The following is an 11973-nucleotide window of genomic DNA, read 5'->3' as shown; positions in this document are numbered from 1 at the left end:
GTCAGCTCTCACGGTCGGCCGCTGCCGGATCGGCGGACGCGGAGTCGAGCAGCGCGCGCAGCAGCTCCTCGTCGTGCGGGAGCAGGGCGCTCACGAAGCTCGCCAGGACGGCGTTCCGGTCGGCCTCGCCGTCGAGCATCCGGCGCATCCGCAGCGCGGCCAGCCCGGCCGCGTCGGAGGCCGCCTGCCACCGGTAGGAGCGGCCGGAACGGGTCCGGGAGACGGCGTTCTTGGCGTGCAGCCGGGACAGGATGGTCATCACGGTGGTGTACGCCAGGTCGCCTTCGAGACGTTCCTGCACCCACCCCGCGGTGGCCGGGCCGGGCGCGCACTGGAGCACGGCCAGCACCTGGGCCTCCAGCTCGCCCTGGCCGCGTCGCCGGGCGGGGGCGTCCCCGGCCGCCGGGGCGTGCCTCTCGTCTGCCATGACGGCCTACTCCCTCCGGATGCCGCGCCCCGGAGCCGGCGGGGCACGCCGCTCATCCTAACGAGCGGGCAGGCCGTGGGGACCGGCTCAGCGCAACCGTTCGCGGGCGTTCTGCCGGCGGTCGAGCTCGGCGAGGCGACGTCCGGGGCGCCGATCTGCAACGGCATGATCCAGTTGGCGAAGCCGGCGAACAGCGGGGTCGCGAACATCAGCAGCATGATCGTGCCGTGCATGGTGAACAGCTGGTTGAACCGCTCGTTGTCGATCAACTGGAGCCCCGGCCGGGCCAGTTCGGCCCGCATCAGCAGCGCCATCACGCCGCCGGCGAGGGAGAACAGGAACGACGTCGTGATGTAGAGAGTGCCGATCTGCTTGTGGTCGGTGGTGGTCAGCCAGCCGATCAGCGCCCGGCCGCGGTGCCGCCGCCGGGTGTGGCGCCGGCGGTCCGGCCGGGGGGTGTGCGGCGCGCGCCGGGCGTGGTCCACGACGTCCTTCGGCGGAAGAGTCACGCGGCTCGCCTTCCGTGCTCGGGGCCGGACCGGGCCCGGGCAGTGGTCGGACCACCAGTACCAGCGGCCACCAGCCGGCGCCCGGGGCGCGCGCGGCACGTCACCCGAACAGGCCTGGCCCGCTTGCCCGGCGCGACGTCCCGGCGGACGGTCGAATTCCGCACGCCTGTTCGGACGTGCCCGCATGGCGCAGGACTCAGGAGGAGCCCATGAGTAGCCCGACCAGCCCGGCGAACTCCGGATGGGTGACCGGCGGCGTGGTGTTCGCGGGCGTGGTGATGATGCTCAACGGCGTCCTCGACGTCTTCCGCGGCATCATGGCCGTCGCCAAGGACGACGTCTTCGTCAACACCCCGAACTACGTCTTCCGGTTCAGCCTCACCAGCTGGGGCTGGATCCACCTGATCGTCGGTCTGCTGCTCGCCGCCACGGGCTACTTCGTGGTGACGGGCTCCGCCTGGGCCCGGTACGTCGGCATCCTGCTCGCCTCGCTGAGCGCCGCCGAGTGCTTCCTGTCGCTGCCGTACTACCCGCTCTGGGGGCTGATCGTGATCACCCTGGACGTGTTCGTGATCTGGGCGCTCTGCGTCTACCGGCCCGAGACGGAGTGACCGTCCCCACGCCCGCACCTCCTCAGGTGCGGGCGCGCTGGGTGACCGCGATGCAGACCAGCACCACGACCGCCGTCACCGGGGCCGCGGCCGGCAGATCCTCGCCCAGCAGCAGCACCGCCCACACCAGCGTCAACAGCGGCTGCGCAAGCTGGAGTTGACTCGCCTGCGGCACCCCGATCGCCGCCATCCCCCGGTACCAGAGCACGAACCCCCCGAACTGCGAGACCGCCGCCGTGTACGCCAGCCCGGTCAGCGCCTTCGCCCCCAGGTGGACGGGCTCGGCGGGCAGCGCGAGCGCGGAGGTCAGCACGGTCGCCGGCAGTGCCGCCACCACCGCCCACGCGATCACCTGCGCCCCCGGCAGGTCCCGGGACAGCCGCCCGCCCTCCGCGTACCCGGCCGCGCAGATCAGCAGCGCCACGAACAGATAGAGATCGGCGACGGTCGGCCGGCCGTGGCTCTGCAGCAGGGTGAACGCGATCACCGCCGCCGCCCCGGCCAGCGCGGCACCCCAGAACGCCCGGGACGGCCGGCGGCCGGTGCGCCAGGCCGCGAACACCGCCGTGGCCAGCGGCAGCATGCCGATCACCACCGCCGAGTGCGCCGTCGAGGACATCCGCAGGGCGAGCGTGGTGAGCAGCGGGAAGCCCAGCACGCAGCCCGCCGAGACCACCAGCAGTCCGGGCCACTGCCGCCGCGTCGGCAGCGGGGCCCGGACGGCCACCAGGTAGAGCACGGCGAGCACGCCCGCGAGGGCCCCGCGCAGCCCCGTCGCGGTCCACGGGCCAAAGCCGGTCAGGGCCCACGCGGTGGCCGGGAAGCTGAACGAGAAGGAGAGCACCCCGAGCGCGGCCAGCGCGGTGCCGGGAGTGGAGGAGGTCCGCGGTGCTACCGCGACCGGAAGAGTAGCGCTATCTTGTGCTGTCATGAACGAGCGTAGCAGTGTGGCCGAACTCGCCGAAAGACTGCGGCGGGAGGTCGAGCGCTACCCGGAAGGAAGAAAGCTGCCGTCCAGCCGGGCGCTCGTCGAACGCCACCAGGTCAGCCCGGTGACGGTCTCTCGGGCGATCGCGGTGCTCGCGGCGGAGGGGCTGGTGGTCTCCCGGCCCGGCGCCGGCGTGTTCCGGTCCGCCGCCTTCGCCGCGGCCCCCGCCGTCCCGGCCGCACCGGCCGCCCGCCCCGGCGACCTCTCCTGGCAGGAGATCGCCCTCAGCGCCGACTCCGGCCCGCGCGACCTCCTGGCCGCCCCGGTGTTCGCCACCCTCAACGTGCCCCCGCCCGACGTCATCGACCTCAACAGCGGCTACCCGCACGCCTCCCTGCTCCCCGAACGCCTGCTCGCCGCCGCCCTCGCCCGGGCCGGACGGCGCCCCGGCGCCTGGGACCGCCCGCCCACCGACGGCCTCACCGAACTGCGCGGCTGGTTCGCCCGCGACATCGGCGGCACCGGCGGGCCGATCGGCGCCGGCGATGTCCTGATCACCGCCGGCGGGCAGAGCGGGCTCACCGTCGCCCTGCGCTCGCTCGCCGCGCCCGGCGCGCCCGTCCTCGTGGAGTCACCGACGTACCCGGGCATCCTCGCGGTCGCCCGGGCGGCCGGGCTGCGGCCCGTCCCCGTCCCGATCGACGCCGACGGCGTCCGCACCGACCTGCTGGCCGCCGCCTTCGAGGCCACCCGGGCGCGGGTCTTCATCTGCCAGCCGCTGTTCCAGAACCCGACCGGCGCGGTGCTCTCCCCCGCGCGGCGCGACGAGGTGCTGCGGATCGCCCGGGCGGCGGGCGCGTTCGTCGTCGAGGACGACTTCGCCCGGCTGCTCGCCCACGCCGACGCCCCCGCGCTGCCGCGCCCGCTCGCCGCCGACGACCAGGACGGGGTCGTGGTGCACCTGCGCTCGCTCACCAAGGCCACCTCCCCGAACCTGCGGGTCGGCGCCCTCACCGCCCGCGGGCCCGCCCTGCAGCGGCTGCGGGCCACCCAGGTGGTGGACAGCTTCTTCGTGCCCCGGCCGCTCCAGGAGGCGACGCTGGAACTGGTCGCCGACCCCGGCTGGGCCCGCCACCTGCGCGCCCTCGGCGCCGAACTCCGGGACCGCCGCACCGCCATGGTCGCTGCCCTGCACCGTGAGCTTCCCGGCCTGCTCGGCGCTTACCGCCCCGGCGGCTACCACCTGTGGGTCCGCCTCCCGGACGGCACCGACGACGGCGCCCTCACCGGCGCCGCCCTGCGCGCCGGGGTCCTGGTCACCCCCGGCCGCCCGTACCACTCCGCCGAACCCCCGGCCCCCCACCTCCGCCTCAGCTACGCCGCCGCAGAAAGCCCCGCCCACACCGCCGAGGGCATCCACCGCCTCCGGCTGGCGTACGAACAGACGGTGAGCTGACGGGCCCGCCCAAAGGAAGCCGTTACCCCCGCCTCTGCCCCGCGCAGCGGAACCCTCAGCGCCGGTACCCCGCCATCCGCTCCAACCGGGCGATGCGTTCCGCCATCGGCGGGTGGGTCGAGAACAGCCTCGCGCCGGCCTCGCCCGGGCGGAAGGGGCTGGCGATCATCATGTGGCTCGCCGTCTGCAGCTGTGGCTCCGGCGGAAGGGGCAGCTGACGCGTGCCCACCTCCAGCTTCCGCAGTGCGCTGGCCAGCGCCAGCGGGTCGCCCGTGATCCGGGCGCCGTCGGCGTCGGCCTGGTACTCGCGGGAGCGGCTGACCGCCAGCTGGATCAGCCCCGCGGCCAGCGGCCCGAGGATCATGATCGCGAGCATCCCGAACAGGCCGGGCCCGTCGTCGTCCTCGCTGCGCCCGAACGGGATCAGCCAGGCGAAGTTCACCAGGAACATCACCACCGAGGCGAGCGCCCCGGCGACCGAGGAGATCAGGATGTCCCGGTTGTAGACGTGGCTCAGCTCGTGCCCGAGCACGCCCCGCAGCTCGCGTTCGTCGAGCAGCTGCAGAATTCCGTCGGTGCAGCACACGGCCGCGTTGCGCGGGTTGCGGCCGGTGGCGAAGGCGTTGGGGGCAGGGGTCGGTGAGATGTAGAGGCGGGGCATCGGCTGGCGGGCCGAGGTCGAGAGCTCGCGGACGATCCGGTAGAGCTGCGGCGCCTCGATCTCGCTGACCGGCCGGGCCCGCATCGCCCGCAGTGCGAGCTTGTCGCTGTTCCAGTAGGCGTAGGCGTTGGTCCCGACGGCGACCAGCAGGGCGACCACGAGGCCCGTTCGGCCGAAGAAGCTGCCGATCACCAGGATCAGCGCCGAGAGGCCGCCGAGCAGGACGGCGGTCCTCAGTCCGTTGTGCCGGCGGTGCACGTCAGGCCCTCCAATGGTGCGGTGGGGAAGCCCTTTCTGCCTCGTCCCTCTTGCCCGGTCAACGGGTGGGGGCCTGGGCCTTGTTCCCTTGTGACCGGCGTGACACCGCCGCACCCGCCCGCCGGCGGTTCAGAAGAGGCTGCCGCCGGCCACCTGGAGGACGAGCTGCGGGGCGACCGAGAGGACCACGGCGGCGGAGGCGGTGAGCCCCAGCGTGGCGGTCAGGCTCACCGGCAGCCGGCGCTCGACGGCGGCCTCGCCGGCCGGTTCGTCCGCCGCCGGGGCGAACAGCCGGGCCGTCCACAGCAGGTAGTAGTACAGCGCGACGACCACGTTGACGGCCATCACGACCGCCAGCCACCCGAGCCCGGCGTCGACGGCCGCGCGGAACACGACCACCTTGCCGAACAGGCCGATCACGCCCGGCGGCAGCCCGGCCAGGCTGAGCAGGAAGAAGGCGAGCGCCAGCGCCGTCCAGCGGCGGCGGGCGAACAGGCCACGGAAGTCGTCCACGCTGGTCCCGGCCCGGCGGCCGACGGCGGCGACCACACCGAACGCGCCGAGGTTCACCACGCCGTAGATCAGCGCGTACGCGGCGGTGGCGCCGAGCGGGTCGCTGCCGGTGGGCGCGTAGCCGGCGGCGGCGAGCGGCACCAGCAGGTACCCGGCCTGGCCGACCGAGGACCAGGCGAGCAGCCGCACCGCGCTGTACCGGGTGTCGAAGCGCTGGCGCAGCGCGCCGACGTTGCCGACGGTCATGGTGACGGCTGCCAGGACCGCGAGCACCAGGCCCCAGGTGTGCGCGTACGGGCGGAACGCGACGGTGGTGGCGAGCGCCAGGCCGGAGAGGCCGGCGCCCTTGCCGACCACCGAGAGGTAGCCGGCCACCGGGAGCGGCGCGCCGGTGTAGGTGTCGGGCACCCAGAAGTGGAACGGGACGGCGGCCACCTTGAAGGCGAAGCCGACCAAGGTCAGGACGGCGCCCGCCTCGGCCAGCGGCTTGAGCTGCCCGGGGGCGTGCTCCAGGCCCTGGGCGATGGCGCCGAGGTGCAGGCTGCCGCTCGCCGCGTAGACGAAGCCGATGCCGAGCAGCATCACGGCGGTCGCGGTGACGGAGGAGACGAAGAACTTCAGCGCGGCCTCGGCGCCCCGGCCGTCCCGGCGCAGCGCGACCAGCGCGAAGGCGGGCAGCGAGGCCACCTCCAGGGCGATCACCATGGTGGCGAGGTCGCGGGAGGCGGGCAGCAGGGCGGCGCCGGTGGCGCTGGAGAGCAGCAGGAACCAGTACTCGCCGCCCGGCAACCCCGCGGCGGAGCCGTTAGTCGATGCTGCGTCGTCGACCGTGTGCGCGGAGAGCAGCGCGGCGATCAGCGCGCCGCCGAGCGCGAGCAGCTGGAACACCAGGGCGAAGTGGTCCGCGACGTAGGAGCAGCCGCCCGCGGCGGAGCCGCTGATGCCTGGAGTGTCAGTGACGCCTGCTACGTTCTGCGCACAGAACGTCGCCCGGGGTGATCCCCCGGTGAGGGGGAGGAGCGAGATGAGCGCGAGGGCGAGTCCGGCCGCGGTGAGGCGGCCGAGCCACTTCTTGTGGCGCCCGGGCAGGAACAGGTCGGTGACCAGCACCGCGAGGGCGGCCACGGCGGCGATCAGCGGGGGCGCGATCGCCACCCAGTCCACGGACTGGATCAGGCTGCCCGGATTGGCTACGGCGAGGGAGGTCACAGTGTGCTGCCCCGTGAAGTGAGGTCCGAGTGCGGCGAGCCGGTCTCCGAGCATGTCAGCCACCTCCGAGGAGGTGCTTGACGGCGGGATCGGAGAGGCCGAGCAGGAGCGCGGGCCAGAGGCCGGCGAGCAGGGTGAGGGCGGCCAGTGGCGTCCAGCTGACGGCCTCGTAGGGGCGCAGGTCGGCCAGTTCGGCCACCGGCGCGGGCTGCTTGGGATCGCCCATGCAGACGCGCTTGACGACGATCAGCAGGTACGCGGCGGTGAGGAGGGTGCCGAGACCGGCCAGGACCATGTAGGTGACGAACGCGGGGCGCGACAGACCGCCGGCCGGGTCGAACGCGCCGAACATGGCGAGCAGCTCGCCCCAGAAGCCGGCCAGCCCGGGCAGGCCGAGGCTGGCGACGGCGGCGAAGGCGAGCAGTGCGCCGATCCGCGGTGCCCGCCCGTAGAGGGCGGCACCGGTACTGCCGGACAGGGTGTCGAGGTCCGCGGTGCCGTAGCGGTCCTTGAGGGCGCCGACGAGGAAGAACAGCAGGCCGGTGATCAGACCGTGCGCGATGTTGGCGAACAGCGCGCCGTTGACGCCCACCGGGGTCAGGGAGGCGATGCCCAGCAGGACGAAGCCCATGTGGCCGACGGAGGAGTACGCGATCAGGCGCTTGAGGTCGCCCTTGGATCCGGGGCGGGCGAGCGCGAGGCAGGCCAGCGAGCCGTAGACGATGCCGACGGCGGCGAACGCGCCCAGGTAGGGGGCGAGCGTCGTGGTGCCGCCGGGCACGATCGGAAGGAGGACGCGGACCAGACCGTACGTACCCATCTTCAGCAGCACGCCGGCGAGCAGCACCGAGCCGACCGTCGGGGCGGCGGTGTGCGCGTCGGGGAGCCAGCTGTGCAGCGGCCAGGCCGGGGCCTTGACCGCGAGGCCGATCATGATCGCCAGCGCGGCGATCACCTGGGTGGTGTGGCTCAGGCCGCTGCCGTGCGCGGTTGCCAGGGCCTGCATGTCGAAGGTGCCCGCCTTGCTGCCGATCAGCAGGAAGCCGAGCAGCATCACGGCCGAACCGAGCAGCGTGTACAGGATGAACCGGTTGGCGGAGGGCACCTTCGCACCGCTCCCCCAGCGGGCGATCAGGAAGTACATCGGGATCAGCACGATCTCGAAGGCCAGGAAGAAGAGCACGAGGTCCAGCACCGCGAAGGTGGCGAGCATGCCGACTTCGAGGAGGAGGAACAGCCCGACGAAGGCCTTCGCCGACGGGCGGTGCACATCAGGGGCTCCGCCCCGGGCTTCCCCGTCCGGCAGGCGCTTCTCCGAGTACAGCGCGCAGAGGAAGGTGAGGAGCGCGGTGAGCACGATCAGCGGCAGCGAGACGCCGTCCACACCGAGGTGGAAGCGCACGTGGATGGCCGGGATCCAGGACACGTCGGTGGTGGCCTGCATCCAGTCCGGACGGCTGCGGTCGAAGCCGGCGGCCAGCGCGATGCTGAGCAGGAACACCGCGCCGGTGACGACGGAGTTCAGCCGCAGCGCGCGCCGGTCGGCAATGCCCGTGTCCGGGCCGAAGACCGGCGCCAGGGTGAGGGCGGCGCCGAGCAGCGGCAGCACCAGGAGGGCGATGAGGACCGCGTTCATCGGGGGCTCCTACGTGCGGCGGTCGGGGGGAGGGACAGGACGGGGAACGGCATCCGCTACACCGCCACCAGGACGGCCAGCAGGACGACGCAGGCGAGCAGCGCGCTGAGGTACGTCTGCGCGTTGCCGGTCTGCGCGAGCCGGACGGCCCGGCCGAGCAGGTTGGCACCGGCCCCGCTGCCGCGGACGTACGTCTCGACGACCTCGCGGTCGAGGAAGCGGACCAGCCGGGCGGCGCCGACCACCGGGCGGACGAAGAGCGCGCTGTAGAGCCGGTCCACGCCGAAGCCGTGCCGGGCCGGGCCGAACAGCGGGCCGAGCAGGGTGCGCCCGGGGTCGGCGGCGATCACCTCGGCGGCCGGGGCTCCGGCCTGCTCGGGCACCCGGCCCACCCCGGCGGGGGAGGGCCGGCCAGCACCGAGCCGTGCGGTGGCGGAGCGCCAGGCGCCGTACGCCAGCAGCACGCCGACCACCGCGAGCCCGGTGCCGGTGACGGCGGTGACGCCGGACGGGCGCAACGAGCCGCCGTCCAGCAGCGCGGGCAGCCAGTCGGAGCGCAGCCCGGCGACGCCGAAGCCCATGGTCGGGATCGCCAGCACCCAGAGCGGCCAGCGCATCGCGGGCGGCTCGGCGGTGGCCGGGTCGGCCTCGTCGAGCTCGGGCGAGTACGGCGCGTCGGCCTCGTGGTCGGCCGCCGGCGCTTCCACGGCGGCCACGGCCGGGCTGTGGAAGGCGAGCAGGAAGAGCCGGGTGGCGTACGCGGCGGTGAGCAGGGCCGTCAACGCGGCCGAGATCAGCACGATCCACCCGGCCGCCTCGGGGACGGCCGAGGCCGGGCCGAGGCCGTTGGTCATCGCCTCGCCGTTGGCGGCGTGCTCGGCGGCGGTGAGCACCGCCTCCTTGCTGAAGAAGCCGGCGAACGGCGGCAGCCCGACCAGGGCGACCAGCGCGATGCCCATCGTCCAGTAGGCGTCCGGCACGCGCTTGCGCAGCCCGGGGATCCGGGACATCGCGGAGATCGAGTTGGTGTGCGCGGCGTGGATCACCACACCGGCGGCCAGGAACAGCAGCGCCTTGAACGCGCCGTGGCTGACCAGGTGGAAGACGGAGGCCTCACGGTCGCCGCTGGCCAGCGCGCCGGCCATGTAGCCGAGCTGGCCGACGGTCGAGTAGGCCAGCACCCGCTTGAGATCGTCCTGGGCGAGCGCGCAGAGCGCCGAGCCGATCATCGTCACGGCGGCCATCACGGCGAGCACCACCAGCGCCGCGCCGGACAGCAGGAACACCGGCAGCAGCCGGGCGACCAGGTAGATACCGGCCGCGACCATGGTGGCCGCGTGGATCAGCGCGGAGACCGGCGTCGGACCGGCCATCGCGTCCGGGAGCCAGGTGTGCAGCGGGAACTGCGCGCTCTTGCCCGCCACCCCGGCGAGCAGAAGCAGCGCGATCAGCGTCGGGTGGCCGAGCTTCCCGTCGGTGGCGGCGGCCAGCACGTCCGGGATCCGGAAGCTGCGGGCGTCGGCGCCGAGCAGGAAGATCCCGAACAGGAAGGGCACGTCGCCGAGCTTGGTGACCAGGAAGGCCTTCAGCGAGGCCGAGCGGGCGTCCGCGGTCTCCCAATGGTGGCCGATCAGGAAGTACGAGCAGATGCCCATGACCTCCCAGCCGACCAGCAGCACGATCAGGTCGCCCGAGTAGACGACCAGGAACATCGCCGCGGTGAACAGCGAGACCAGCGCCGCGTACGAGGGGTAGCGCGGGTCCTCCTTCAGGTACGCGGTCGAGTAGACCTGGACACAGGTGGCGACCAGGCCGACCAGCACGGAGATCAGCGAGCTGAAGCCGTCCAGGTGGATGGCCAGCGCGATGTCCGGGCCGCCGGTCGGGGTGAGCCGGGTGGCGGCGTCGAGCGCCTGGCCGGTGCCGAGCTGGAGCGCGACCACCAGGGCGAGCACGGCCGAGACGGCGACCGGCACGATCGCCAGCGGCCGGGCCAGGCCGGGCGCCTTCTTGCCGGCGGCCAGGGTGGCGGCGGCGCCGAGCGCGAGCAGCGCGGGGACGAGGGCGGGCAGGGCGAGGTTCATGCGGCGGCCTGGCCCTTCAGCGCCTCGGCTCCGGCCGGGGGCTCCTCGGCCAGCAGCTCGGCCGGGTCGCCGAGCGCGGTGGCCCGGTCGATGTCCGCGGTGCCCCGGGCCCGGAACAGCAGCAGGACGATGGCGAGCCCGAGGCCGATCTCGGCGGCGGCGATGGTGATGGTGAACAGGGTGAGCGCCTGGCCGGCGTGCAGCGAGTCCCGCAGCCAGGCGTCGAAGGCGACGAGATTCAGGTTGACGGCGTTGAGCATCAGCTCGACGGACATCAGCACGAGGATGGCGTTGCGCCGGGCGAGCACGCCGTACACGCCGACGCTGAACAGCAGCGCGGCGAGGACGACGGGGTAGGCGAGGTGCATCAGCCCTCCTGCTCAGAGGTCGACGAGGCCGGAGCGTCCGAAGCTGCCGGCGCAACAGGAGCGGCTGGCTTGGGCGCGGTCGCGGCGACGGTCCCGTTCGAGCCGACCGGCCGTCCGGCCCGCAGCTTGCCGGCCCGCGGCGCCGGCACCCGCAGCTTCGACCCGCGCGACAGCACGATCGCGCCGACCAGCGCGGCCAGCAGCAGCACGGACAGCGCCTCGAAGGGCAGCACCCAGGTCCGGAACAGGCTCGCCCCGGTGACGGCGGCCGAACCGCCGCCCGCGCCGAGGTCGATCCAGGAGGTCCGGAAGGCGTCGACGACCAGCGTCACGAGCGTCCCGGCGGAGGCCAGCGCCACCGCCAGGGCGACCCAGCGGTTCTTCGAGTCGGCGTCCGGCGAGCGCCCGATCGGCGCCTTGGTGAGCATGAGCCCGAACAGCACCAGGACGATCACCGAGCCGAGGTAGATCAGCACCTGCACCCAGGCGATGAACTCGGCGGTGAGCAGCAGGAACTCGATCGCCAGCCCGCCGAGCGCGACCACCAGCCAGAGCGCGGCGTGCACCAGCTGCTTGGTGCTGACGGCGACGACGGCCGAGCCGAGCACGGCGATGCCGACCAGGAGGAAGACGATCTCCACCCCGGTGGGGGACAGGAACGAACGGGCGGCCGGCTCCAGCGAGCCGGTCGCCGCGAGCAGGGCGGCGCTACTCATGCGTCGTCACCCTTCTCCTCGACAGCGACAGCGGCAGCAGCAGCGGCAGCGGCAGCGGCAGCCAGCTTGTCCGCCGCCTTGCGTGCGGTGGCGATCTCCTTGGGCTCCTCGGCCGCCGGGTCCAGCGCCGGCGGCGCCGGGACGGTCCACATCCACTCGCGGAGCTTCTCCCGCTCGTGGGTCAGCTCCAGGATGTCCGTCTCCGCGTACTCGAACTCCGGCGACCAGAACAGCGCGTCGAACGGGCACACCTCGATGCAGATCCCGCAGTACATGCAGAGCGAGAAGTCGATCGCGAAGCGGTCCAGCACGTTGCGGGTGCGGGCGCGCGCGTTCGGATCGGCGGCCGGCAGCGTCTCCTTGTGGGAGTCGATGTAGATGCACCAGTCCGGGCACTCGCGCGCGCAGAGCATGCACACCGTGCAGTTCTCCTCCAGCAGCGCGATCACGCCGCGCGAACGCGGCGGCAGCACCGGCTGCACGTCGGGGTACTGCGCGGTGACGCTCTTCTTCGTCATCGTCCGCAGAGTCACGGCCAGGCCCTTGGCAAGGCCGGCGCCGGGAAAGCTCATGCGCCCACCTCGCTGCGCTCGGCAG

11 protein-coding genes and 1 pseudogene are annotated in these 11973 nt (G+C 73.6%); 2 read left to right on the top strand and 10 right to left on the bottom strand.

The features are described 5' to 3' along the window. Position 1: 1 nt before the first annotated feature. Both KV557_RS04340 and KV557_RS04335 read right to left on the bottom strand, forming a co-directional pair. On the bottom strand, positions 2-427 hold the full coding sequence (locus KV557_RS04340) for a BlaI/MecI/CopY family transcriptional regulator (protein WP_218198283.1): 426 nt from the start codon (positions 425-427) through the stop codon (positions 2-4). Positions 428-555: 128 nt separating this feature from the next. Continuing rightward, positions 556-831, bottom strand: a pseudogene (locus KV557_RS04335) (cbb3-type cytochrome c oxidase subunit I); the annotation flags it as partial. Between the two features lie 314 nt (positions 832-1145). On the opposite strand from KV557_RS04335, the gene KV557_RS04330 reads away from it, so the two are divergent. Further along, a complete protein-coding gene (locus KV557_RS04330; protein ID WP_218198282.1) occupies positions 1146-1547 on the top strand; it encodes a DUF7144 family membrane protein in 402 nt (133 codons plus the stop codon). Positions 1548-1569: 22 nt separating this feature from the next. Here KV557_RS04330 and KV557_RS04325 read toward each other — a convergent pair whose 3' ends face one another. After that, complete coding sequence (locus KV557_RS04325; RefSeq protein ID WP_218198281.1) at positions 1570-2478, bottom strand: DMT family transporter; 909 nt, start codon at positions 2476-2478, stop codon at positions 1570-1572. Between KV557_RS04325 and KV557_RS04320 the strand changes: the two genes are divergently transcribed. Beyond that, positions 2477-3931 carry an aminotransferase-like domain-containing protein gene (locus KV557_RS04320; RefSeq protein ID WP_218198280.1) on the top strand — a complete coding sequence of 485 codons (1455 nt, stop codon included), beginning with the start codon at positions 2477-2479 and terminating at the stop codon, positions 3929-3931. The two genes, KV557_RS04325 and KV557_RS04320, sit on opposite strands and share 2 nt — an antisense overlap. A 55-nt stretch (positions 3932-3986) precedes the next feature. Here the strand turns inward: KV557_RS04320 and htpX are convergent, their stop codons facing one another. The 7 genes from htpX to KV557_RS04285 all read right to left on the bottom strand — a co-directional run bounded on the left by htpX (position 3987) and on the right by KV557_RS04285 (position 11948). Next, complete coding sequence (htpX, locus tag KV557_RS04315) at positions 3987-4850, bottom strand: zinc metalloprotease HtpX (RefSeq protein ID WP_218198279.1); 864 nt, start codon at positions 4848-4850, stop codon at positions 3987-3989. Between the two features lie 129 nt (positions 4851-4979). Beyond that, entirely contained in the window at positions 4980-6626 is a 1647-nt protein-coding gene (locus KV557_RS04310; protein ID WP_218198278.1) for an NADH-quinone oxidoreductase subunit N, read from the bottom strand. A 1-nt stretch (position 6627) separates the two neighbouring features. After that, complete coding sequence (locus tag KV557_RS04305) at positions 6628-8208, bottom strand: complex I subunit 4 family protein (protein WP_218198277.1); 1581 nt, start codon at positions 8206-8208, stop codon at positions 6628-6630. A 56-nt stretch (positions 8209-8264) separates the two neighbouring features. Beyond that, the gene (locus tag KV557_RS04300) at positions 8265-10292 is read right to left on the bottom strand and encodes an NADH-quinone oxidoreductase subunit 5 family protein (RefSeq protein ID WP_218198276.1); all 2028 of its coding nucleotides are present in this window, start codon (positions 10290-10292) and stop codon (positions 8265-8267) included. Beyond that, positions 10289-10660: an NADH-quinone oxidoreductase subunit NuoK gene (gene nuoK / locus KV557_RS04295; RefSeq protein ID WP_218198275.1), complete on the bottom strand. Its 372-nt coding sequence runs from the start codon at positions 10658-10660 to the stop codon at positions 10289-10291. Before nuoK ends, KV557_RS04300 begins: the two co-directional genes overlap by 4 nt. Then, positions 10660-11376, bottom strand: a complete 717-nt coding sequence (locus tag KV557_RS04290; protein WP_218198274.1) for an NADH-quinone oxidoreductase subunit J family protein — start codon at positions 11374-11376, stop codon at positions 10660-10662. Before KV557_RS04290 ends, nuoK begins: the two co-directional genes overlap by 1 nt. Continuing rightward, positions 11373-11948 carry a NuoI/complex I 23 kDa subunit family protein gene (locus KV557_RS04285; RefSeq protein ID WP_218198273.1) on the bottom strand — a complete coding sequence of 192 codons (576 nt, stop codon included), beginning with the start codon at positions 11946-11948 and terminating at the stop codon, positions 11373-11375. Before KV557_RS04285 ends, KV557_RS04290 begins: the two co-directional genes overlap by 4 nt. Positions 11949-11973 lie beyond the last annotated feature (25 nt).

It is taken from the genome of Kitasatospora aureofaciens (genome assembly GCF_019192735.1).
GTDB classification, from domain to species: Bacteria; Actinomycetota; Actinomycetes; order Streptomycetales; family Streptomycetaceae; genus Kitasatospora; species Kitasatospora aureofaciens_A.
Note: the sequence above shows the minus strand (reverse complement) of the source record. Positions and strands in the feature narration are given on the sequence as shown.

Bases quoted from the DNA above. Each gene is read 5' to 3' on its own strand.
- KV557_RS04305 (WP_218198277.1), bottom strand. From the start codon at position 8,208: ATGAACGCGGTCCTCATCGCCCTCCTGGTGCTGCCGCTGCTCGGCGCC.
- nuoK (WP_218198275.1), bottom strand. From the start codon at position 10,660: ATGCACCTCGCCTACCCCGTCGTCCTCGCCGCGCTGCTGTTCAGCGTC.
- KV557_RS04310 (WP_218198278.1), bottom strand. From the start codon at position 6,626: ATGCTCGGAGACCGGCTCGCCGCACTCGGACCTCACTTCACGGGGCAG.
- KV557_RS04285 (WP_218198273.1), bottom strand. From the start codon at position 11,948: ATGAGCTTTCCCGGCGCCGGCCTTGCCAAGGGCCTGGCCGTGACTCTG.
- KV557_RS04330 (WP_218198282.1), top strand. From the start codon at position 1,146: ATGAGTAGCCCGACCAGCCCGGCGAACTCCGGATGGGTGACCGGCGGC.
- KV557_RS04300 (WP_218198276.1), bottom strand. From the start codon at position 10,292: ATGAACCTCGCCCTGCCCGCCCTCGTCCCCGCGCTGCTCGCGCTCGGC.
- KV557_RS04325 (WP_218198281.1), bottom strand. From the start codon at position 2,478: ATGACAGCACAAGATAGCGCTACTCTTCCGGTCGCGGTAGCACCGCGG.
- KV557_RS04290 (WP_218198274.1), bottom strand. From the start codon at position 11,376: ATGAGTAGCGCCGCCCTGCTCGCGGCGACCGGCTCGCTGGAGCCGGCC.
- KV557_RS04340 (WP_218198283.1), bottom strand. From the start codon at position 427: ATGGCAGACGAGAGGCACGCCCCGGCGGCCGGGGACGCCCCCGCCCGG.
- KV557_RS04320 (WP_218198280.1), top strand. From the start codon at position 2,477: ATGAACGAGCGTAGCAGTGTGGCCGAACTCGCCGAAAGACTGCGGCGG.